The sequence below is a fragment of the Algibacter sp. AS12 genome (assembly GCF_046736315.1).
In the GTDB taxonomy this organism is placed as follows: domain Bacteria; phylum Bacteroidota; class Bacteroidia; order Flavobacteriales; family Flavobacteriaceae; genus Algibacter_B; species Algibacter_B amylolyticus.
Map to the genome: position 1 here is coordinate 1029989 of NZ_CP151841.1, position 24321 is coordinate 1054309.

23 protein-coding genes are annotated in these 24321 nt (G+C 35.0%); 2 read left to right on the top strand and 21 right to left on the bottom strand.

The genetic code is table 11. From position 1 onward, the window contains the following. Positions 1-132 precede the first annotated feature (132 nt). Together AAFN75_RS04530 and leuB are read left to right on the top strand one after the other, a co-directional pair. Complete coding sequence (locus AAFN75_RS04530; RefSeq protein ID WP_144115760.1) at positions 133-1308, top strand: 2-isopropylmalate synthase; 1176 nt, start codon at positions 133-135, stop codon at positions 1306-1308. 45 nt (positions 1309-1353) lie between these two features. Beyond that, positions 1354-2472 carry a 3-isopropylmalate dehydrogenase gene (leuB, locus tag AAFN75_RS04535; RefSeq protein WP_411808427.1) on the top strand — a complete coding sequence of 373 codons (1119 nt, stop codon included), beginning with the start codon at positions 1354-1356 and terminating at the stop codon, positions 2470-2472. A 135-nt stretch (positions 2473-2607) separates the two neighbouring features. Here the strand turns inward: leuB and AAFN75_RS04540 are convergent, their stop codons facing one another. The 21 genes from AAFN75_RS04540 to AAFN75_RS04640 form a co-directional block, all read right to left on the bottom strand. Continuing rightward, on the bottom strand, positions 2608-3516 hold the full coding sequence (locus tag AAFN75_RS04540; protein ID WP_411808428.1) for an alpha/beta hydrolase: 909 nt from the start codon (positions 3514-3516) through the stop codon (positions 2608-2610). A 302-nt stretch (positions 3517-3818) separates the two neighbouring features. Next, complete coding sequence (locus tag AAFN75_RS04545) at positions 3819-4787, bottom strand: bile acid:sodium symporter family protein (RefSeq protein WP_411808429.1); 969 nt, start codon at positions 4785-4787, stop codon at positions 3819-3821. A gap of 32 nt (positions 4788-4819) precedes the next feature. After that, the gene (argH, locus tag AAFN75_RS04550; RefSeq protein WP_411808430.1) at positions 4820-6094 is read right to left on the bottom strand and encodes an argininosuccinate lyase; all 1275 of its coding nucleotides are present in this window, start codon (positions 6092-6094) and stop codon (positions 4820-4822) included. 117 nt (positions 6095-6211) lie between these two features. Then, positions 6212-7276 carry a M20 family metallo-hydrolase gene (locus tag AAFN75_RS04555; protein ID WP_411808431.1) on the bottom strand — a complete coding sequence of 355 codons (1065 nt, stop codon included), beginning with the start codon at positions 7274-7276 and terminating at the stop codon, positions 6212-6214. Between the two features lies 1 nt (position 7277). Further along, positions 7278-8057 carry an acetylglutamate kinase gene (argB, locus tag AAFN75_RS04560; protein WP_411808432.1) on the bottom strand — a complete coding sequence of 260 codons (780 nt, stop codon included), beginning with the start codon at positions 8055-8057 and terminating at the stop codon, positions 7278-7280. 93 nt (positions 8058-8150) lie between these two features. Then, positions 8151-9089 carry an N-acetylornithine carbamoyltransferase gene (locus AAFN75_RS04565; protein WP_411808433.1) on the bottom strand — a complete coding sequence of 313 codons (939 nt, stop codon included), beginning with the start codon at positions 9087-9089 and terminating at the stop codon, positions 8151-8153. A 49-nt stretch (positions 9090-9138) separates the two neighbouring features. Beyond that, complete coding sequence (gene proB, locus AAFN75_RS04570) at positions 9139-9921, bottom strand: glutamate 5-kinase (protein ID WP_411808434.1); 783 nt, start codon at positions 9919-9921, stop codon at positions 9139-9141. A gap of 51 nt (positions 9922-9972) precedes the next feature. Then, positions 9973-11169: a glutamate-5-semialdehyde dehydrogenase gene (locus tag AAFN75_RS04575; protein ID WP_411808435.1), complete on the bottom strand. Its 1197-nt coding sequence runs from the start codon at positions 11167-11169 to the stop codon at positions 9973-9975. A gap of 10 nt (positions 11170-11179) precedes the next feature. After that, the gene (locus tag AAFN75_RS04580; RefSeq protein WP_411808436.1) at positions 11180-11764 is read right to left on the bottom strand and encodes a hypothetical protein; all 585 of its coding nucleotides are present in this window, start codon (positions 11762-11764) and stop codon (positions 11180-11182) included. 4 nt (positions 11765-11768) lie between these two features. Continuing rightward, positions 11769-12923: an aspartate aminotransferase family protein gene (locus AAFN75_RS04585; protein ID WP_411808437.1), complete on the bottom strand. Its 1155-nt coding sequence runs from the start codon at positions 12921-12923 to the stop codon at positions 11769-11771. A gap of 1 nt (position 12924) precedes the next feature. Beyond that, complete coding sequence (gene proC, locus AAFN75_RS04590; protein WP_411808438.1) at positions 12925-13719, bottom strand: pyrroline-5-carboxylate reductase; 795 nt, start codon at positions 13717-13719, stop codon at positions 12925-12927. Positions 13720-13927: 208 nt separating this feature from the next. Next, a complete protein-coding gene (gene argC, locus AAFN75_RS04595) occupies positions 13928-14911 on the bottom strand; it encodes an N-acetyl-gamma-glutamyl-phosphate reductase (RefSeq protein WP_411808439.1) in 984 nt (327 codons plus the stop codon). Between the two features lie 85 nt (positions 14912-14996). Next, positions 14997-16172, bottom strand: a complete 1176-nt coding sequence (locus AAFN75_RS04600) for an argininosuccinate synthase (protein ID WP_411808440.1) — start codon at positions 16170-16172, stop codon at positions 14997-14999. A 30-nt stretch (positions 16173-16202) separates the two neighbouring features. Continuing rightward, complete coding sequence (locus tag AAFN75_RS04605) at positions 16203-16775, bottom strand: hypothetical protein (protein ID WP_411808441.1); 573 nt, start codon at positions 16773-16775, stop codon at positions 16203-16205. A 473-nt stretch (positions 16776-17248) separates the two neighbouring features. After that, on the bottom strand, positions 17249-18226 hold the full coding sequence (locus AAFN75_RS04610; RefSeq protein WP_411808442.1) for a ThuA domain-containing protein: 978 nt from the start codon (positions 18224-18226) through the stop codon (positions 17249-17251). A gap of 13 nt (positions 18227-18239) precedes the next feature. Continuing rightward, on the bottom strand, positions 18240-19031 hold the full coding sequence (locus tag AAFN75_RS04615) for a DUF1080 domain-containing protein (protein WP_411808443.1): 792 nt from the start codon (positions 19029-19031) through the stop codon (positions 18240-18242). Beyond that, the gene (locus AAFN75_RS04620) at positions 19031-20083 is read right to left on the bottom strand and encodes a sugar phosphate isomerase/epimerase family protein (protein ID WP_411808444.1); all 1053 of its coding nucleotides are present in this window, start codon (positions 20081-20083) and stop codon (positions 19031-19033) included. Before AAFN75_RS04620 ends, AAFN75_RS04615 begins: the two co-directional genes overlap by 1 nt. A 14-nt stretch (positions 20084-20097) precedes the next feature. Further along, positions 20098-21231, bottom strand: a complete 1134-nt coding sequence (locus tag AAFN75_RS04625) for a Gfo/Idh/MocA family protein (protein WP_411808445.1) — start codon at positions 21229-21231, stop codon at positions 20098-20100. Positions 21232-21339: 108 nt separating this feature from the next. After that, positions 21340-22503 (bottom strand): MFS transporter, encoded by a 1164-nt coding sequence (locus AAFN75_RS04630; RefSeq protein ID WP_411808446.1) that lies wholly within the window; start codon positions 22501-22503, stop codon positions 21340-21342. A 132-nt stretch (positions 22504-22635) separates the two neighbouring features. Continuing rightward, on the bottom strand, positions 22636-23667 hold the full coding sequence (locus tag AAFN75_RS04635) for a helix-turn-helix transcriptional regulator (RefSeq protein ID WP_411808447.1): 1032 nt from the start codon (positions 23665-23667) through the stop codon (positions 22636-22638). Positions 23668-23772: 105 nt separating this feature from the next. Continuing rightward, a complete protein-coding gene (locus AAFN75_RS04640) occupies positions 23773-24147 on the bottom strand; it encodes a transmembrane 220 family protein (RefSeq protein ID WP_411808448.1) in 375 nt (124 codons plus the stop codon). Positions 24148-24321 lie beyond the last annotated feature (174 nt).

The window sequence follows — 24321 nt, forward strand, 5'->3', positions numbered from 1 at the left end:
TTAAACACTTGATTTATAGATGTTTAAACTAATATAAACATAGTTAAACATCGTAATAATTATATATGAAGTTCTGTATTTAGAAAACCAAAATATAAATTCGTGTAACAATACGAAAATATATTTTAATAAATGTCTGATAATAAAGTCCAAATTTTTGATACTACACTAAGAGACGGCGAGCAAGTCCCGGGTTGTAAACTAAACACTGACCAAAAACTAGTTATTGCAGAACAGCTCGATTTATTAGGAGTAGACGTTATTGAAGCTGGTTTTCCAGTATCTAGTCCTGGAGATTTTAAATCGGTTGAAGAAATTTCAAAAATAATAAAATACGCTACAGTTTGCGGTTTAACCCGATCTGTAGAGAATGATATAAAAGTTGCTGGCGAAGCATTAAAGTATGCTAAACGCCCAAGAATACATACAGGTATTGGAACATCTGATTCTCATATTAAATTCAAATTTAAATCGAACCAAGATGCGATTATTGAACGTGCTGTAAAAGCCGTTAGTTATGCAAAAACGTTTGTTGAAGATGTTGAGTTTTATGCTGAAGATGCTGGTAGAACCGATAACGAGTATTTAGCACGTGTTTGCGAAGCTGTTATTAAAGCCGGAGCAACCGTTTTAAATATTCCTGATACTACAGGCTATTGTTTACCTAGCGAATATGGAGCAAAAATAAAATACCTAAAAGAAAATGTACGAGGTATTGACAAGGCTATTTTATCTTGTCATTGCCATAACGATTTAGGCTTAGCTACAGCAAACTCTATTGAAGGTGTTATTAACGGTGCACGCCAAATTGAATGTACTATAAACGGTATTGGAGAACGCGCAGGAAATACAGCTTTAGAGGAAGTTGTAATGATTTTAAAACAACACCCTTACTTGAATCTAGATACAGGAATTAATACCGAAATGCTTTACGGTATTAGCCAATTAGTTTCAGACAATATGGGTATTTACACGCAACCAAACAAAGCTATTGTTGGCGCTAATGCTTTTGCACATAGTTCTGGAATTCACCAAGATGGTGTGATTAAAAACCGTGAAACTTACGAGATCATGGATCCAAAAGATGTTGGAGTAACAGAATCTGCTATTGTATTAACAGCACGTAGCGGTAGAGCTGCACTAGCTTACCGAGCAAAAAACGTTGGATACGAATTAACTAAACTTCAATTGGATGAAATCTATACTAATTTCTTAGATTTTGCCGATAAGAAAAAGGAAGTGGACGATAAAGATATCCATATAATAATAGAAAACAGTAAAGTATATAAAGAAATTATTTCGGCATAAATAACAGAATCAAAGCGTAATTCATATTAATAAAAAGCTTAATTAATGAAATTAAATATTGCCGTTTTACCAGGTGATGGTATAGGTCCAGAAGTAACTGCTCAAGCCGTAAAGGTTTTGAAAGTTGTTGCTATGGAGTTTAACCACGTATTTACATTTCAAAATGCTTTAGTTGGCGCCTGTGCTATAGATAAAACTGGTAATCCGTTACCAGAAGACACTATTAACATTTGTAAAAATGCAGATGCTGTTTTATTTGGTGCCATTGGAAACACAAAGTATGACGACGACCCTGATGCTAAAATTCGTCCAGAACAAGGCTTATTAGGTATTAGAAAAGAGTTAGGATTACACACCAACATACGCCCTGTTATTGCTTACGACGATTTACTTAGTAAATCATCTTTAAAAACAAAGCAAATAAAGGACACCAATATTCTTATTTACCGCGAGTTAACTAGTGGTATTTATTTTGGAGACCGACACTTAAGTGACGACGGAAATACAGCTACCGATATTTGTAAATACGAGCGTTTCGAAATTGAGCGTGTTACGCATTCAGCATTTAAAGCAGCACAGTCTAGAAAACGCAAATTAACTTTAGTAGATAAAGCTAATGTTTTAGAAACCTCTCGTCTTTGGCGCAGAATAGTTAAAGAAATTGCACCGCAATATCCAGATGTTCGAGTTAATTACACTTACATTGATAATGCAGCTATGGAGCTTATTATTAAACCTAGACAGTTTGATGTTATCCTAACCGAAAACATGTTTGGCGATATCCTATCGGAAGAGGCTAGTGTAATTGTAGGCTCTATTGGTTTATTAGCATCGGCATCTATTGGCGATAAACACGCTATGTTTGAACCTATTCACGGCGCATATACCAAAGCAGCAAACAGAGGTATTGCAAACCCAATTGCCTCAATACTATCGGCAGCTATGTTGCTAGATCATTTCGGTTTAGACGAAGAAGCGGCTATAGTGCGAGAAGGTGTAGACAAATCATTAAAATTACACATTACAACACCAGATTTAAATAACAAATACGATAATATAAGCACCACAAAAGTGGGCGATTTTATAGAGGATTTTATACAAAATCCAGACGAAACAAATCTAAACTTTACTAACATCCATTTAGGACAATCCACCATCATTTAATTTTTTGAGTTAGTCACCAAAAAGTAAATTAAACTAAACATTTGGCCGGAAAATCCTAAAACGTAAAAAGCGCATCTAACCAATGCGCTTTTTTTAATATCATAATTTCCGACCTCGTTTGTAAATTAAAATAGCCTACAGCTGCGTCATCCAATCGCAAAACCTATCAGTCCACGATTGTAAATACCCTTGTCCAATAGCTAAACCAAAACCATGACCTCCATAAGGATAAATATGCATTTCAGCTTTTACATCATGGTTTTTTAGAGCCTTATATAAGTTTAAACTATTTTCCACAGGCACCGAAGCATCATCACCAGAATGCACTAAAAACGTAGGTGGTGTATTTTTGGTAACCTGCAATTCATTGGAGTATCTTGCTTTTAAAGCATCATCCGCATTTGCGCCTAATAAATTAGTTTGCGACCCCTTATGTGTAAAATCATCCTGCATGGTAACGACCGGATAAATTAAAGCCACAAAATCTGGTCTAGCCGATATGGTATCCAAAGGTTGTTCCTTAAAGGTATTTGGAGCATCAAATTGAGTTCCTAAAGTAGATGCTAAATGTCCGCCTGCCGAAAACCCAATAACCCCTATTTTATTTGGGTTTATATGCCACTTTTCGGCATTCGCCCTAAGTAACCGTATTGCGCGCTGCGCATCCTGTAAAGGCGCCTCATGCGGCGTAATTAATGATTTTGAAAGTGGTAATCTGCTTTTTAAAACAAAAGCCGCAATCCCTTTACTATTTAGCCATTTTGCAACATCTGTACCTTCCCAATCGTACACCAAATAGCGGTATCCACCACCTGGACAAATAAGGACAGCACTACCATTTGCACTGCGTTCCGATGGTAAAAACACCTCAATAGTTGGTGTTTTAGTCAAAAAAACACGTTTAACATCTTTTATTTCTATAGCCTCATTTTCGGTGGTATGCTTATGGTTAGGGATACTTTCCCATAAATTTAAAATCTCATTTTGGGCCGTTGTGCTAAAGGCTATTAAAAACAAAAAACATAAACAGGTATAAGACTTCATCAATTACAGGTTTTAAAATTAATTAGGAAAATTAGGCTTTATTTTTTCTAAACGCAAATTGCAATTTTCACGAAAGTGTTTTATTGGCGTTACCCCACCCTTCGTCTATGCTCAGGGTATGCGGTCGGGCTTTCCGCAGTCGCTTTTTTGTGTTGCATAGGTGCAACAACACAAAAAGAGCTTCAACAATGCTCCAATCCCTAACGCGTGTAACCGCAAACATTCTGGCATAAAAAATAAGCAAGTGTGTATTTGCTAAGCTCAAATTCGTGTTGTGCTATACCTTCAAAATATATTTACGTTTAATCTAACCGTTTGGACAACCGTGTTGCCAAAACACTAATAATTAGTATTTGCGATGCATGAAACAACATTAAAGGCAATAAAATGATTCCTATAGTAGCCATATTACCAAAAATAATTTTAGAAAATACTGTACCATGTACTAAAGATTTCTTGGTACCGCAAAACTGTGCAGTTATTTGGTCTTCTTTATTAAAATTCATCTTTCTAGATAAAAATCCTAACACTACAAATACTAACAAAAACAACAGCAATACAGCAACAAAAAGAAATAGTAAATCTAATAACGATACCGAACTAAAAATATTTTCTGTAAACGATTCAGCAAAACTCTTATAAATAATAAGCAGGATAATAGACTTATCAAAAAGAGTAAGTTTAACACTGTGTTTTTGTACAAAGGCACCAAAAAACCGTTGTAACAATAACCCCAAAACCACAGGTAATATAATTTGCACAATAAGCTTAATGTAAATGGCGGTAAAATCGAAATCGGTTTGGGCATCATTAACAAAAAGCCCCATCCAAAGTGGAGTTAATGCAATACCTATAATTCCAGAAATACTCGCGTTAAAAATAGCAGCAGGAATATTCCCCTTGGCCATAGACACCATAACCACAGACGATGATACTGTAGACGGTAATGCCGCTAAAAAAAAGAAAGCCAACCAAATAGTTTCTTGGATTTCATTTTGTATTAACGGACGACACCCCAAAACTAACATAGGGAAAATTAAAAACGTAGCGCTCTGCACTAAAAGATGTAATTTCCAGTTTTTAAGTCCTGCTTTAAGCTTTGCCGGACTCAATTTAAGCCCATAAAAAAAGAATATAAGCGAAATTCCTACCGTACTAATTGTATCGATAGGAATTTTGCTTTCGCTTACGCCCCATTCCGGAAAAAAATAAGCTAATATAATTACGCCAATAATAGATAAAACAAATTTATCAATCTTAATGTTCTGCATCCTTGAAATTTATAGGGTCCAATACCACCTAATTACTTAGGAAACTTATTTCGAATATTATCTAAGCATAAATTATGGATACTACCAGCGTGCGTATGTTTTTTAGAGGTATCAGGAACATAAGTACCATCTTGTACTTGTCCGCCTATTTTTTGGTAAGCTTCCCTAAAACTTTGCCCCTCAACCACCAAAGTATTAATATTATCTACGGTAAATAAGTACTTGTATAAATCGCTGTTTACATCAACATCCTTAACAATAATTTGCTGAATCGAGTAATTAAAAATATCGAGTATATCTTTTAATTCTTCAAAGGCAGCAATCATATTTTCCTTTAACAATTGATAATCTCTGTGGTATCCACTTGGTAAATTATTGGTTATTAAAACCATTTCACCTTGTAAGGCTTGGATTTTGTTACACTTACCACGAATCAACTCAAATACATCCGGATTCTTTTTATGTGGCATTATACTACTACCTGTTGTTAACTCATCTGGGAAGGAGATAAAGCCAAAATTCTGACTCATGTACAAACACGTATCCATAGCAAAACGTGACAAGGTATTACATAAACTACCTAATGCTGCTGCAATAGTTCGCTCGTTTTTACCACGTCCCATTTGAGCAGCCACTACGTTGTATTTTAGTGTTGCAAACCCCATTTCTTTGGTGGTTAATTCTCTATCAATAGGAAATGAGCTTCCGTAACCTGCAGCCGATCCTAAAGGGTTTTGGTCTACCGTTTTTATAGCGGCATCCAATAAAAACACATCGTCAATCATAAGTTCTGCATAAGCCGAAAACCACAACCCAAATGATGATGGCATAGCCACTTGTAAATGCGTATAACCTGGTAAAACCTTGTCTTTATAAGTATCTGCTAAACCTAAAAGGGTTTCAAAAAGTGTTTTTGTTTTATCTTTAATAATACTCAAGTTCTCTTTATAATATAAATGGCAAGCCACTAAAACTTGATCGTTTCTAGAACGTGCGGTATGGATTTTTTTTCCAACCTCGCCTAAAGACTTTGTAAGGTCGAACTCAATTTTAGAGTGTACATCTTCAAACTGTGCATCGATAACAAAAGTTCCGTTTTCAATTTGCTCTTCAAGAACTTTTAATCCGCCCAATAATTCTACCAATTCTTCAACCGAAATAATTCCGATTTTCTGAAGCATTTTGGCATGCGCTTTTGATGCAATAACATCGTATTTTGCAATATGAATATCAATTTCGCGGTCGTTTCCAACAGTAAATTGTTCTATTTTTTTATCGATTGATATGCCTTTATCCCAGAGTTTCATTTTAGTAAATTTTAATTCTTAAAATTTAGAATAAAGAGAAAAGACCGCTTCGCTTTTAGAACAAAGACTTCTAAAATATTACTTTAAGTCTTGTCTCTTAATTCTATATTCTTTTTTTTATAATACTTTTTCTAACAATTCAATATATATCTGCACGCCTTCCTCAATTTCATTTACGTAAATAAATTCGTTTGCCGAATGCGAGCGTGTGCTATCGCCTGGTCCTAGTTTTAAACTCGGACAAGTTAATACCGCTTGATCGGATAAGGTTGGCGACCCGTAAGTGCTTCGTCCCATTGCAACGCCTGCTTTTACCAAGTCGTGTTCCACAGGAATACTAGACGAATTTAAACGCAAACTACGTGCTTTTATGCTGGTTACAGGTGCTTTTTCTTGTAAAATATCTGCAATTTCTGCATTGCTATACGCATCGTTTACACGAACATCAATCACTAAATCAACGTGTGCTGGCACTACATTATGTTGCGATCCTGCATTAATTTGTGTTACCGTAAGCTTAACATCACCTAAAGCTTCAGAACCTTTTTCGAACTTAAAATCTTTAAACCATTGTAACGCATCAATGCTATTATATATGGCGTTATTATTGTTTGGATGTGCTGCATGACTTGGTGTACCTTCAATAACAGCATCAAAAACCACCAAACCTTTTTCGGCAACGGCTAAATTCATTAAGGTAGGTTCGCCAACTATAGCGACATCTACTTTCGGGATTATTGGAAGCATACTATTTAGCCCGTTTGGACCACTGCTTTCTTCTTCCGCGGAAGCGACAATAACTAAATTATATTTTAGGTTTTCCTGATTGTAAAAATGGGTAAATGTTGCTATTAACGACACCAAACAACCGCCTGCATCGTTACTTCCTAAGCCATATAATTTGCCGTCTTGAACAAAGGCCTCGAACGGATTATTGGTGTACGCCGAATTTGGTTTTACCGTATCGTGATGCGAGTTTAGCAATAGCGTTGGTTTGCTTTCATTAAAATGCTTATTGACTGCCCAAACGTTATTTTTTGTGCGTTTATAATCGATTTTATAACGTGTAAACCAAGCTTCAATATGCAATGCTGTTTTGTCCTCTTCGGAAGAAAAAGACTGTGTTTCTATCAGCTTTTTTAATAGCGATATAGCATCTTGTGTTAAATCTTGTATGGGCATATTATAGGGTTATGGTTGTAAAATTATCATTTTCTTGCGTTAGCATAGATGTATTTCCCATATTTATAGAGTTTACACCACCACGTAAAGCATCGAAACAGTTTTCTAACTTGGGTAACATGCCATCTGCAATAATCCCTTTAGCTAATAAATCTTGATAGGTTTTGGTGTTAATGTGTTTTACTACCGAGTTTTTATCGTTTATATCTTTTAGAACACCATTAAGCTCGAAACAATAATAGAGTGAGGTGTTGTATAACGCACTCATACCTACTGCTACTTGCGAGGTAATAGTATCGGCATTGGTATTTAACAACTGCCCGTTTCCGTCGTGTGTTATAGCACAAAAAACAGGTGTGAAATCGGCTTGAATTAATTTATCGATTGAATTATGAGCTACTGCTTTAACATCGCCAACAAAACCAAAATCGATGTCTTTCACCGGACGCTTATCTGATTTTATGCTGTTAACATCGGCTCCTGTTAATCCAATAGCGTTAGTATTTAAAGCTTGTAGTTTTGCTACCACATTTTTGTTAACCAAACCACCATAAACCATGGTAATAACCTCAAGAGTTTCAGCATCGGTAATTCTACGACCATTTACCATTTTAGACTCAACACCTAACTTAGAAGCGATATGTGTTGCACGTTTACCACCACCATGAACCAATATTTTCTTGCCTTCTAAATTGGAAAATAATTTTAAAAATGCCTCTAAAGCGTTTTCATCTTCAATAATATTTCCTCCTATTTTTACTATGGATAGTTTTTCTTTCATGTATATCTTGAAATCTTTTTGCCTTTAAAAAAGTATGGTTTATTAATTTTATAACTTCTTAGAAGTTTAAGAAAGCACAAAACTTCCTTGACACTATGAATCTTCTAATATCTTTTTAAGCACTAATTGGGCTGCGTAGGTTCTGTTGTTTGCTTGTTGAATTACCAAAGAACTATCGGTATCTAAAACAGCATCTTCAACGACTACATTTCTTCTAACGGGTAAACAGTGCATAAATTTAGCATCGCTAAGTTTAGCTTTAGTAATCATCCAATTAGGATCGGTATTGATTACTTTTCCGTAATCTTGATACGAGCTCCAGTTTTTAGTATATACAAAATCGGCATCTTTAAAAGCTTCTTCTTGATTGTGATAAATTGGCGTATCTCCAGTAATTTCCGGGTTTAAATTATAACCTTCTGGATTAGCAATCACAAACTCTACATCCATTTTTTGCATGGCTTGAGCAAAACTATTTGCCACAGCATGAGGTAAAGCCTTTACATGTGGCGCCCAGCTTAAAACCACTTTAGGCTTTTTAACCTTAGCATGTTCTGAAATGGTAATCGCATCGGTTAATCCTTGTAATGGATGCCCTGTGGCACTTTCCATATTTACAATAGGCACTGAGGCATATTTTTTAAAAGCATTTAAAACCTGCTCACTATTATCTTTTTCTTTATCTGTTAAGGTAGGAAATGCTCTTACTGCAATAATATCGCAGTATTGAGATACTACGGCTGCAGCTTCTTTAATATGTTCGGCTGTATTGCCATTCATGATGGTACCATCGCCAAACTCAATTCCCCAAGCATCGCCAGAAACATTCATTACAATAGGATCCATACCTAAATTTAAAGCTGCTTTTTGAGTGCTTAAGCGCGTACGTAAGCTAGAATTAAAAAACAATAAACCCAATGTTTTATTTTTTCCTAATGCTTTATGCTCTAGCGGATTTGCTTTAAGTTTTTTGGCTTCTTCAATCCAAGTATTGATATTATCTATATCGTTTATTGACGTGTAATTTTTCATTTTATGCTCGCCTATGTGGGTCTCTTTTTAATTTAACTTTATTTTTTCACTACAAGGTTTTTGAAACGTTACAGGATATTTTTGTAAACGCCACCTTATCTTCCATGGCATTTAACATAAAATCATCCTCTAATCCGTTTACAATCCATGTTTCAATATTTGCAGCCTTAGCAACTGTAGCTGCTTCTATTTTAGATTCCATACCACCACTGCCATGCGTAGATTTCGAATTTACAACTTGAGCTCTTAAAGCATCAAAATCATCAACTTCTTTTATGGTTTTAGGCGTTCCATTTTCCATAGACTCCTTGGTATAAATACCATTTGTATTGGTAGCAATTATAAATAAATCGACATTTAAAAGGGATGCCGTTAAGGCTCCTAATTTATCGTTATCACCAAATTTAATTTCGTCGGTGGCAACGGTATCGTTTTCATTAATAATAGGAATGTAGTTATTGTTTACCAACACGTTAATAGTGTTAACAATATTGGTTTTACTTTCTTGCTTTTCAAAATCTGAATACGACAATAAACATTGCGAACTCAACAAGCCATATTCTCTAAAAATTTCTTGATAGATTCTTATTAAATGCGGCTGTCCAATAGATGCCAAGGCTTGTTTTACAAAAACTTCCTCACGCTGACTTTCTAGCTTTACAAATTGTTTTGCCACAGCAATAGCGCCAGAACTTACAATAATAAACTCGTGGGTATCTTGAAGCTTTTGTATTTGATTTGCAATATCTTCAATTTTACCACGCGATAAATTATTGGTTTCTTTAGTTAGCGTATTAGAGCCAATTTTTAGTAAAATGCGTTTTTTCTTCATTATTTAAAACTTCAGCTGCTTATTTTAAAACACCCATTAAGATTTACCTAATTATCGTATTTGCCCATTACCATGAACATACCATTTATTAGTTACTAAATGCTGTAAACCAATTGGTCCTCTTTGGTGTAATTTATCGGTACTGATAGCTAACTCACCACCTAAACCAAACTCGAAACCATCAGTAAAACGTGTTGATGCATTATGATAAACAGCACCACAATCTACACTAGCCATAAAATTTTCGGCAGCACCTTGTGCACTTGTTACTATAGATGCCGAGTGACCTCCACTGTATTTATTAATCATTTCGATAGCCGCTAAGGTATGCGGTATACTTCCAATAACGATCTTATAATCTAAAAACTCCTTATACCAAATATCATCGTTTTCAATTTGCTTAACAGTTTTATAATTGGCTAAAGAATCATCTCCTAAAACTTCAACATTATATGCTGCTAAACGTTCTAATAAATCTTCAACAAATTGTACTTTATTAGGTAAATCGTTATCGATTAACACTTTATCAACGGCATTACAACCAGACACTTTTTGTGTTTTGGCATTTACAATAATACCCAAAGCCATAGCAACATCGGCATGTTTATGCACATACACGAAGTTATTTCCGCGTCCGCTAACAATTACAGGGCATTTAGCATTTTGCTTTACAAACTCGATTAAACGTTCGCCACCACGTGGCACTATTAAATCTAAAGTTTGCGTTGGGTTTTCTAAAAACGCTTGTGTTTCGGTACGGTTATAATTTAAATACTCTACCCATTCTGTACTTACATCGTTATCTTGTAATGCCTTGTGCCATAAATCTAGAATAGCTAAGTTAGAATTTAAAGATTCTTTACCTCCTTTTAATAAAATTTTATTTCCAGATTTAAAGGCAATTCCTCCGGCTTCGATAGTAACATCTGGTCGCGATTCATAAATAATCATTACCGTGCCAAAAGATGCTGTTCGGTTATAAATTTGCATACCATTATCGTGTGTAAATCTAAAACGCTCTACACCTACAGGGTCTTCTAATTCTGCTAACTGGCGTAAAGACTCAATCATGCCTTCTATTTTGGCATCGTTAACTTTTAAACGATCACTCATAGCCAAATCACTATCATCATAACTATCCATATCTATTTTATTAGCATCTAGGATAGTTTGTGCGTGTTCTTTAACCAATTCCTTCATGGAATTTAATACGGCATTACGTTTATGTATGCTTAATGTTTTATTCATTTTTAGTTACTTAATTACATTTGCTATTATAGAAATCAACGATGTCTTCAATAGCTCCTTTACTTAACTCTTTTTGTTTTAATTTTTCTAGTAAAACGGGACAATCTTCAAATAAGTGCCATTCATTTTTTCTTATTTTTCGTCCAATGTTAACGGTATTATCATTCTTTTCAATGTAGTACACATTACTTCCACCGTAACCCATAGACATCATTGGCATTCCCGTATTTGCACCTCCCATACCCATTGGCATTGAACCACTGGACTTATAAACAACAAATAAATTTAATTCACCTAATTGAACAATCTTCATTAACATTGTGAAATCACCAACTGTCTTATAACGATATTTCTCATTTGTATTTAAATCATCATAACCAGTTACATTACTCGAGTCGTAAGTCTCAGGTTTAGAATCTAAATTTTCCCTAAACTTAATTCCTCCAAATGACCTTCTCTTTATTAAACCTTTTTCTGAAGTACCATCTGTAAAATAAACAATAGCTTTTTCATAAAGTTCCCCTTTTGATAATCCAAATTGTGCTTTCGCACCTAAAGAATAAAACAATATGATTAGAATAAAAATGTTTTTCATTTTTCTAGCTTACGTTTACAGCTTCTTCAACCTCAACCAACGCTTCAACCAACGCTTCAAAAAACATATTAATATGATCTCTTCTCAAAGTTAACGGAGGTAATATTCTCAATAATTTTTTATTTGCGGCTCCACCAGTAAAAATATGGTGCTTATAAATTAAATTCTTTCTAAGTTCTCCAACTTCAAAATCGAATTCTAATCCTAGCATTAACCCTCTTCCTTTTATATTTTTTATTTGCGGAATGGTTTTGGCTAATTTCATGAAATAGCACGACATCTCATTTACATTATCTATTAACTTATGCTCTTCAATAACGTTTAAAACCGATAAACCAGCTGCGCAAGCTAAATGGTTACCTCCAAAGGTAGTGCCTAACATGCCAAATTTAGCTTCGATATTTGGGTGAATTAAAATCCCTCCAATAGGAAAACCATTACCCATACCTTTTGCCATCGAAATAACATCTGGCATTACATTATAATGCTGAAAAGCAAAAAACTTGCCCGAGCGTCCGTAACCCGACTGTACCTCATCGGCAATAAACATGGTGTTATTTGCTTTACAAAGTGCATCAACAGATTCAAAAAACTCGGCAGAACCTTCATCCAAACCACCTACACCTTGAATAAACTCAACAATAACCGCACAAACATCACCTTTTTCTAGTTCCGATTTTACACCTTCAATATCGTTTAACTCAAGAATAGTTACTTTTTGTTGGGCATTAATTGGCGCAATAATATTTGGGTTATCGGTTGCCGCTACAGCAGCCGACGTACGACCATGAAAACCATTTTTAAAAGCAACCACACGAGATTTCCCCGTTTTAAACGATGCCAATTTTAAGGCATTCTCGTTAGCCTCGGCACCAGAATTACATAAAAACAACTCATAGTCTTTACAGCCAGAAAGGACTTCTAATTTATCGGCTAGCTCTACCTGTAATGGATTTTGCACTGCATTAGAGTAAAACCCTAATTTAGCAACTTGCGATGCTACAGCATCCACATAATCTGTATGCGCATGTCCAATAGAAATTACAGCATGACCTCCGTAAAGATCTAAATACTCTGTGCCTTTTTCATCGTAAACATAAACACCTTTTCCTGAAACAGGTGTTACATCATATAACGGGTAAACATTAAATAGTGGCATTTTATTTGGTTTTTATTTGGTTTATTTTTTCAAACGATGCGTTAATTCCTTTAATAAGCGACGAGCTTAAACCTTGGTGTTCCATTTCGTTTAAGCCTTCAATAGTACAGCCGCTAGGTGTTGTAACACGATCTATTTCTTCCTCTGGGTGTTTGCCAGATTCTTTTAATAAAGTAGCCGCACCAAAACAGGTTTGCATAGCCAATTCATGTGCTTCATGAGCCTCAAACCCTAACTGAATAGCGCCTTGAGTTGTAGCACGAATTAAACGCATCCAGAAGGCTATTCCGCTAGCACAAATTACTGTAGCTGCCTGTAATTGTTCCTCCGGAATTATCATAGATCGCCCCATACAATCAAAAATAGTTTTTGCTAATTCTACTTTAGCCTTAGCCATCTCATTTACCGAAATACAGGTCATAGATTGCCCCACAGAAGCCGCCGTATTTGGCATAGCGCGAACAACAAAACGATCTTTACCTACAATATCTTCAATTCTTGAAATTGCAAAACCAGTTATAACCGAAATAATAACATGATTTTTATTAAGTAACGGTTTTAAATCCTTTAAAATAGCCTCAAAATGACGCGGTTGAACCGCAAAAATTAAAATATCGGCAGTTTTAACAGCTAAAGCATTATCCGAAGTAAGCTCGACATTATCAAACTCCTCAAACCCTTTAATAGAGCTTATATTTCTCTTGGTTAAATACAACGTTGTTAAAGCATTTGTCGTCACCAATCCTTTTGCAATAGACTGTCCTAAACTTCCTGCTCCTATAATTGCTACTTTCATATTAACTCTTTTATCGCACCCTTCAATAAGGGAATCTATTTAATTTATAATGGCGTTACCACAAGGGTCGGGCTTTACGCTGCAAGTCCTCGCACCTCCTTCGTCGGGCTATGGGCTTTCCACTGCAATCCCTAACGCAGAAAAACCTCGTAGGCATTAACGCAAACTTTTACTCTATTCTTCCTTTTACTGAATCTAAATCAACTCCCTAAAAATAAGTTGCCTTTAAACCTAAACCTAAAGCTTCTTCTAATCCAAACATTAAATTCATGTTCTGTACTGCTTGTCCAGCAGCACCTTTTAATAAGTTATCAATTACACTAGTAATTAATAATTTCCCGTTGTGTTTATGTACATGCACCAAACATTTATTGGTGTTTACAACTTGTTTCATGTGTAAAAAATCATCAGCTACAAAGGTAAATTTAGCATCTGCATAAAATGCTTCGTATAACGCTTTTGCATCCTCTACTGTACCTTCGTAATCGGTATAAATAGTAGCAAAAATACCTCTAGAAAAATTACCTCTATTTGGCATAAAAATAATTTCGGAATTAAAGCTAGATTGCAATTGATTAACCGATTGGTTTATTTCTCCTAAATGCTGATGCGTAAACGGCTTGTAATACGAAAAGTTATTATCTCGCCACGTATAATGTGTAGTTGCAGATAATGACGTTCCAGCACCCGTAGCACCTGTAACAGCATTAATATGCACATCGTTACCAAGTAAACCAGCATCTGCCAATGGCAACAAACCTAATTGAATAGCCGTAGCAAAACACCCTGGATTTGCAATATAATTAGCACTTACAATTGCATCTTTATTTAACTCTGGTAAGCCATAAACAAATGTTTTTCCATTAAAAACCTTATCGGCTTCTAACCTAAAATCGTTACCTAAATCAATAATTTTTGTGTCATCGGAAAACGTATTAGCCTCTAAAAACTTAACAGAATTTCCATGACCTAAGCATAAAAACAAAACATCAACATTTGGGTTTACGGTAGCTGTAAATTTTAAATCTAAAGTCCCAACTAAATCCTGATGTATCTTACTAATCTTATTGCCAGCGTTACTTGTACTAAACACAAAATCAATTTCGGTTTCTGGGTGGTTAATTAGCAACCTAATTAACTCACCTGCTGTATAACCAGCACCACCAATAATTCCTGCTTTAATTTTTTTCATTTTTTATACTTCTTTTAGACCTAAACGCTTAAAAAAACTGACGGTCTTTTTGGAAATTTATTTCTCTTTTGAGACCTACAAGGTTTTATGAGTTTACTTGTCTGTAAATTTTATTTTGATTCCCAATAATTTTGATGAATCCTTTTGCATCCTCTGCAGTCCACGCTTTATTTTCTTCGCCATAAGTACTAAACTTGCTAGACATTAAATCATGATCTGAAACAATACCATCTAAAGAAAAGTGGTAAGGTTTTAAAGTCACTACAACATTACCAGAAACCATTTTTTGCGAACTTTGTAAAAAGGCTTCTGTATCGCGCATTACAGGATCTAAATATTGACCTTCATGCAAATGCATACCGTAAAAACTAGACAGATAATCTTTGTGCTGTAATTGCCATTTTGTTAAGGTATGCTTCTCTAACAAGTGGTGTGCTTTTACAGTTATTAAAGCAGCGGCAGCTTCAAAACCAACACGCCCTTTAGTACCAACAATAGTATCGCCAACATGAATATCTCTACCAATAGCGTAAGCCGAAGCTATATTATTTAGGTTTTCTATATTAACTTCCGGAGCATTTTCTTCGCCGTTTAGCGCTACAAACTCACCGTTTTTAAAGGTTAGCGTTACTTTTTCTTCACCTTCTTTTTCTAATTGCGATGGGTAAGCCTCGCTTGGTAAAGGTTTTTCAGACTTTAAAGTCTCTACACCGCCAACACTAGTTCCCCAAAGTCCTTTATTAACCGAGTATTTAGATTTTTCCCAAGGCATATCAATACCTTCAGATTTTAAATAATCTATCTCCTCTTGTCTTGTTAATTTTTGGTCTCTAATTGGTGTAATAATTTGAATGTTTGGCGCTAAGGTTTGAAAAATCATATCGAAACGTACTTGATCGTTTCCGGCTCCTGTACTACCATGAGCAATATATTCGGCATCAATACTTTTAGCATATTCAATAATTTCTATAGCTTGAATAATTCGTTCTGCACTAACAGAAAGTGGGTAGGTACCGTTTTTTAATACGTTTCCAAAAATTAAATACTTTACTACTTTTTGGTAAAATGTAGCTACGGCATCAATATTTTTATAAGTTGAAACGCCCATTTTATAAGCGTTACTTTCAATATGCTTAATTTCTTCAGTTGTAAAACCACCAGTATTTACACTTACGGCATGCACATCATACTCTTTTGATAAACTTACTGCGCAATACGATGTATCTAAACCTCCACTATATGCTATTACTAATTTTTTCATTTTATTATTTTGTATAACTTATTCTATAATTTAAATTTGTGTTAAATGACCTATTTCAGACTTGAAACATTCATTAACATAATACTTGAAATTTAACTCGTCCCTTAATTTTCCGAGCTTCTCAAGTTCTTCAACTAATCCCGCAGACATTTTAGCTAAGGTAACATGAGTCATCCCTATTAACTCATTATAATGATGTACTTTAGGAGTTTGTGCCACCGAAATTAAAAAGGAATTGGAAAACAACTCGGTCATTCTAGACATTAGTAACAACCCAAGGTTATAATTACGACATTCGCGATCTACCCACAGCGAAGTACGTTCGTATACAGAATGCCCTTTTACTTGGTGCTCATGAACAAAAATATGACCATAAATTCTATCATTTTTCTTCAATATAAAACAGCCATTTTCAGCACGCGTTCTTAGCATGTCTACATCTACATAATACAATGTAGAGAGCTCTTTTGAGCGTTCTGAAATTAACTCTAACGTTTTATTAGAAAGTTTATAAACGAGCTTTATCTCTATGTCTTCATCAAAACAATAGGCTTCAGCTTTCTCTATAACACTTATAATATCTGTATCCAATATAGTATCCATTTTACAACCCCTTTAAAGGTATATTTTTATTTTATTCAAAATCAAAAAAAATGACCTTAAAACAATCGATTAGATTAAGTATTTATAATAAAATAATTACTTAAAAAATCTATTCCAAAAAAATAACGAAACTTCGAAAGCGAATAGCTTTCTTAAACTGAATAGCCCCTAGGGGCGAGTTTGAGGAAAACGCACAACAGCTGTTCTAGTAATAGATACTAAAACAAAAGAGATAAGAGATATGTTGTTTCCTGTTTTCACTGAATAACTACCTTAACTATTAACTCTAAATCGTCGGCGTGAGCCCCTTTCGTTAATATAAGCCGCAAAATTACAACTAATTATGGATTACACAACATTAAATATAAAAAATAGAGCAAATTTATATTTAATATTGTGCAATTATATTAATCTAGCATTTTTACCATCAAAAACATCCATATATTTAATATTTCTTAAATATTTACAACGCTCTATTTAGGTAAAACAAATGGTCTTAAAGATGTTTTTGCAGCAGAAGGAAAATCTTCAGGCAATTCCGTTTGGGTTACCTTATTTGTTGCTGCCCATTCTACACCTCTTTTTAATAAGGTTATAAAGCCTACACATTCAAATGATTTTGAGTCGTGCCCCAAAGTCGTATGAAATATTCTTCCTTTACCATAATTTATAACCATAGCTACAGGCTCTTTTTGTTCCAATTCTGGTTTTTTCTTGGTAGATACCGCTGTTGACAAAATAGTTACATTTTCGGCTGGCCCTCTAAGAAAAGCATAACATTCGTCTGGTGCATGCATCCAAACCTTTGGCATTCCTTTTGTAATTGGGTGCTCGGTATTATAATTTGTTACCGGAAAAGCCTCTCTTTTACCGTGTGTACCACCTTTTCCTGGACTATAATCCTTTTTTGGTTTATTCTCTTTATCAATATATAAGTAAGGACCGTGCTTTTCGGTGCGACCGCCCCAACCGCCTATGGCAATCATTTCATTATAAGCTTTCCATTCCGGGAAGCTATTATCTGCAGCATGAACACTGACAAAACCTCCGCCCTTTTTAATATATTTTTCAAAATTCTGTTGTACTTGCTCTGGCCATGATGCGGCTCTATACCCAAAATTAGAAATTACCACATCATATTTTGAAAATTTTGGATTAAAATCCGGATCGGTTTTAGGCTTACCCTCAATACCCTCAGGTACCTTTGCATACCCTAACCAACTTTTGTTTTCTTCACTATTATTTAAATATTTTGTTCTGGCAATATCTACCGTAAACAAGCCCGTTTCTTCAAGATACTGCTTCATCATTATGGTCGATTTTGGCCATACCGTATGGTTATTTTGTCCGTCTACAATCAGCACTTTTATTTTCCCCTTAATAGGGTTGCTTGCATAGCCTGTTGTTAAAAAACAAAGACTTATTAGTAATACAACAATACGATTTATCATAATTTCTATTTTTTTATAATTCTCTTACCCAAATGTTTCTATAGCTTACACCGCTATTATCGCGGTGGTCTTGCAATTTTATTGGCGCTTTACCGTGTGCTTCATTTTTTGGCCAACCAATAAACTCGGTAGTGCCTTTAATTTTGTAGTGGTCTTGAATTAACACGCCATTATGCAATACCGTAATGCTACCAGGTTTTATTTTAGTACCAGCGCTGTCAAACTTAGGTGCATGATAAATAATATCATAAACATTCCAATGTCCTGTTTTTGCGGACGCCTTAGCCAACGGAATTCCCTGCTTGTAAATAGATCCTACTTGACCATTTACATAAGTTTCATTATCATTATTATCTAAAACTTGCACCTCATATCTGTTTTGCATAAACACACCGCTATTAGAACGATGTTGTCCATGACCTCGTATCTCTTCAGAAGATTTCCATTCTATATGAAGCTGAATATCGCCAAAATTACGCTTGGTCTGTATATCGCCAGCCTTGTTTTTAACCGTCATACTTTTATCTGGGTTTAAAACCCATGTTACCTGAGAAGAATCGACGGAAGATACCCACTCATCAAAATTTCTACCATTAAAAAGCACAATAGCATCCGATGGGATTTTAGTCTCCTCGTTTACAAGAACAACTTTAGGCTTAGGCTCCCAAACCTCAGTATCTTTTGGTTTTTTTGGTTCTGTAATTCCTTCAGCAGATTCCACTTTTTGATTAGAATCCACAGGAACAACCTTGCTACTACAAGACGTAAAAATTAAGGCTATTAAAAGTATAAAGGCTTTATTCATTAAATACCTAAGATGCTTTTTAAATAATTTTCATCAATTTCGCCTCCAGCAAAATCATCAAAACTACGTTGGGCAGCTTCAATAATATGCTTTTGAATAAATGGTGCACCTTCTCGAGCCCCTTGATCTGACGATTTTATACAACATTCCCATTCCATAACAGCCCAAACATCGCAATTATATTTAGTAAGTTTTGTAAAAATGCCTTTAAAATCTACTTGACCATCACCTAAAGAACGGAAACGGCCAGCGCGATCTTTCCAATCTGAAAAACCACCATAAACCCCTTGTTTTCCCGAAGGATTAAACTCGGCATCTTTAACGTGAAAGGACTTAATACGATCGTGATAATAATCGATAAACGTTAAATAATCCAATTGCTGAAGGACAAAATGACTAGGGTCGTAAAGGATATTAGCGCGTTTATGATTTCCTGTAGCTTCTAAAAACCGTTCGAACGACACACCATCGTGTAAATCTTCTCCTGGATGAAGTTCATAACAAACATCGACCCCTTGCTCATCAAAATGATTTAAAATTGGTGTCCAACGTTTTGCTAATTCCCCAAAGCCCATTTCTACCAAACCTTGCGGACGTTGTGGCCATGGGTACACCGTGTGCCATAACAAAGCTCCCGAAAATGTAGCATGCGATTTCAAACCTAATCGTCCACTTGCTGTTCCTGCTTTTTTAACAAAATCGATGGCCCATTCTGTTCTAGCTTTAGGATTACCTCTCACATGTTCTGGTGCAAAACCATCAAACATAGAATCGTATGCCGGATTTACAGCTACTAATTGCCCTTGTAAATGCGTTGATAGTTCTGTAATTTCTAAACCATACGAGTTCACTTTTCCTATAAGCTCATCGCAATAGGTTTGACTTTCGGCAGCCTTTTCAACATCAATTAAACTAGACTCCCATGTTGGTATTTGAATACCTTTATAACCTAAATCGGCAGCCCATTTACACATACCATCCAAACTATTAAATGGTGCTTCACTTCCTGCAAACTGCGCTAAAAAAACTGCTGGTCCTTTTATTGTTTTCATCTCTTAAATTCCTTTTATAAATCTAACCAAACATTACCTGACTTGTTCGACTCTACACATTTCTCTATAAACTTCATACCACGAACACCATCATAAACATTTATGAATTCACCTTTATCGTAATCTAAACCACGAATTGCTTTAGCTACGCCATAATAAATATTGCCCATAGAATCGAATATACCTTCTGGATGTCCTGGAGGCAATTTTGTACCATCTAAAGATACCTCACCATTATAAGCATGACCCGGTTTTAATATTTGCACTGGTTTATCATCGGTTAAATGGTATAAAAAATTAGGATTTTCTTGCTCCCAATTAAATCCACCTTTAGAACCATAAATTTTAACTGTAAGTCCATTTTCTTCGCCTGTTGCTATTTGACTTGCTCTAATAACTCCTTTTGAATAATCGGAAAAACGAATTAACACCGTACCATCAACATCAAGTTGCACATCCTCGTAACGCGTATTAAGATCTGCCAAGATAGACTTAACTTCGTTACCTGTAAGGTATTCTGCCATATTAAAAGCATGGGTACCAATATCGCCTATGCAACTACTTATTCCTGCTTTTGTAGGATCTAATCGCCAGATAGTTTTACGAACTTCTTTATCATGAAGTATTGGGTTTATCCAACCTTGATAGTATTGAATATCTACTTTATGAACCTCGCCAATTACGCCAGATTGAATCATTTCACGCATTTGCCTAACTATTGGATATCCTGTATAGGTATAGGTTACGGCAAATACTATTTTTGCTTTTTTAACAGCTTCTTCTAGGATCTCTGCCTCTTTTAATGAAGTCGTTAAAGGTTTTTCGCAAATAACATGAAAACCATTATCTACCAATTTTTTCGCCATTGGAAAATGCAAAAAATTAGGCGTTAAAACGGAAACTACTTGAATCTTTTCATCTTCAGGCAATTTTGATTCCCCTTCAACAAAGGCATCTAAATCTTTATAAATTCGATTTGTAGGTAAGCCTATTTTTTCCGCGAAAGCGATACTTTCATTAATATCAGGATTAAAAACACCACCAACAATTTCAAATTGATCATGCATTGCCGAAGCTACTCTATGAAGCACTCCAATTAGCGAATCGCCTCCACCTCCTAATATTCCGAGTTTAATTTTTTTTGCCATTACTATTTTAATTTATTTTTTATTATGCACTCATTTCAACCCTATTAATGTTTATATAAAAAAAGTTGAAATGCGTTATTTTTACACTAACAAGCTACTTTAAGCTTGTTATGCTTTTTCTCTTTTTTTCATATAAATATTTAAACCAATAAAAGCCACAATAAGAATTGCTGGCAATATAGACATAGTTCTTAAGGCTTCGGATGCGTTTGCATCATCCATAAGTTTCCCCATAACAGGAAGTACTAATGATACAGAAAACATACCTGCACCACCCATAATTGAAAGCCCTAGCGCTCCTGTTTCCGGCAAATATTCTGCCACAAAACCTAACATGGTTGGCCAAAAGAATGTTACACCTACTGCAAATACTGCTGCTGCAACAAAAGTCATTCCACCGCTAGTAATTGTTAATAACCACAGTCCTATAAAGGTGAATATTGCCGAATATAAAAGCATACCCGATGGTTTCAACTTATGCACTACTTGACCCGCAAACAAGCGACCTAAAGCCATAATACCGTTAATAAATGCCAACACCAATAAAGGTACCGCTACCGATTCTTTTAAAAGGGATTCTATACGCTGTGTGGTTCCTAACTCGGATGCTGCCGTTAAAAACATGCATAATACCATAAATATAAACAAGGGTTTACCAACACTTGAAAACATTTTTTTATTACTAATACCCATTTGAACACGCTCTGTAACTGGGAATTTTTGTCCGAAAAACAAAATAGCATAAGCAAACAAAGGCACAAAAAGTGTAGACACCATTACTTGCCAACTTAAGCCCATAACATCCATAACCAACCAACCTACAATAGACCCAATAACGATTCCTCCAGGAAACCAAACATGAAAACGGTTTAACATTTTAGTTTTTTGATCGCTATACATCGAGGCCACCATTGGGTTTAGTGCCGCTTCAACCATACCGTTACCAATACCAACAAATAAGGTTGCCAAAAACAAAGACGTCATGGAGTCGGCCATGATAGTCCAAACAATACCTATAGCATGCGCTATAAAAGCGATCCATGTAATTTTTTTAATTCCTAAAAAATCGACCATCGGACCACCAAAAATCATAGCCAAGGTAAACCCGAAAAAAGCGGGTGTAAATGCATAACCAATTTGCTCTAGTGTAAGTCCTACGCCTTCTGGCCCAAAAACGGTTTCTAATCTTGCTCGAATTGCAAAAGTCATTGCAGTTGTAATTAAAGCAAGGCAACTCCCAAGAAAGAGTCTTCCTTTGTTAATGTTTTCCATCTTAAAATATTTAGTTTAGTGAGTGTAGAACTTACTTTGTAATATTTTAAAAGAATATTTACAGTAAATTATACCTAGTGAAAATAGGCATAAGAAATTAAAACAATGTGTATAATTATTCAATGAAAGATTTTAAACACCTTCCAACTCCAAAATTGCATGCGCTACGCGGTAACTATTTGGCGAACATTTTTCGTGTTTTTTAAATACAGTTGCAAAATATTGACTTGTAGTAAATCCGGACATATAGGCTACCTCCGAGATAGACAATTCACCCTGTTCTAGCAGTAATTTTTTAGCTAATTCTAACCTTTTCATGGTTAAATAGCGCATAGGCGTAACATTTGTTAAGCGCTTACAATGGTGCGTAAACCTAGTAACACCAACGCCTGCAGATTCTGCCATAAGCTCCACAGTCCAGTTTTCGGAAAGATTATTTCCTAGCTCATCCAAAAAATATTTAACACTTCTAGAACTATCTGTTAATGATTCGTTTAGAACAATATCATCGGTATTTAATAAATCTAATAATAGAATTAATAAATAGTTTACAAGTAATCTTATTTTTGATGCATTACTTCCAGACTGATCTGTATTAACAGCTTTATATATTCTAGCAAAACAATCTCGAATTTTTTGATCGGTTTTCCAAATGGATTTTTCGTTTTGCCTAAGTATAGTTGTTAATCGATCTAAATCTGATGGCGTTAAGGTTATCCAATCTGGCCAAACCCAATCTTGATGGGGCCTACGCACACCCAAATCGATTATCACCCAATAAAATTTACCCATCCCAACATGCGGATTTCCTACTTTATGAGCTTCCCACGGACGCGTAATTGTTAAATGATTTGGCGCCAGTATAACTTCCTTGTTTTCTTGAGCATAAGGCATACTACCCGACTCTAAAAAATGAAACTCAATACCTTCATTTCTGTGCCAATCTAAACCCCAATCTTGAGGAACACTTGCGTCCCAATAACCAATACTATTAAGCCCTATTGTATTTTCATCTAAGCGATCTCCAGGATATGTGTGTCTCGCTAAGGCTTTAAATTTTATTTTTTTTCTATTGAAAGCATCCAGTAAAGGCACACAAGTATCGGCATGGTACACAATACCATCACCTTTAAACGGTTCTATTTTAATCTTATTTACTTTCACTGAAATTATTTAAACAATTCTATTGCAAATTAGTTAATTAAACAGTGACAAACAAGCTATACTATTCTCACAATTCTACCCGAGAAAAAAAACAACTTTAAACGTTTACTTTTTCAACTGAAACAATAACGCAGCGAGTGCCATACTTAAACCTATAAACTCCCTTGAACCTTCTAAATATGCTTTTTCATAAACCATTTCTCCAAAAATCTCAGATTTATTATCCGTTTGAAACCACTCTAGCAACAAACTAAAATGCATTGCCGCATAAACCACTAAGCCTATACAAATCAAAACAATTACCAATTTAGGAACAACCATATAATTAGAAACTAACGCGATAATTGCTACAATTAAATAAATTAAAAACCATAGTGTTGGGTCTGGGTCATTTAACTGAAGTACAGCAAAAATCACAAACAAACCACAAAGTATAAAATTGATTATTTTTTTTACTCTTGAGTATTGTGCCTTTATCATAGTGTATTTAGCTTAAGTATTATTAATCAAAAATAGATAATCTAAAATTAAATGACTATTTTCTTACTAAACTTAACTACTGAAATATTTAAAATATTTCAGTCACTTATTACCAACATTAATGAGGTTATATTTTTATAAATTTGCTTTCACTTTAAACAACTAAACAACCAA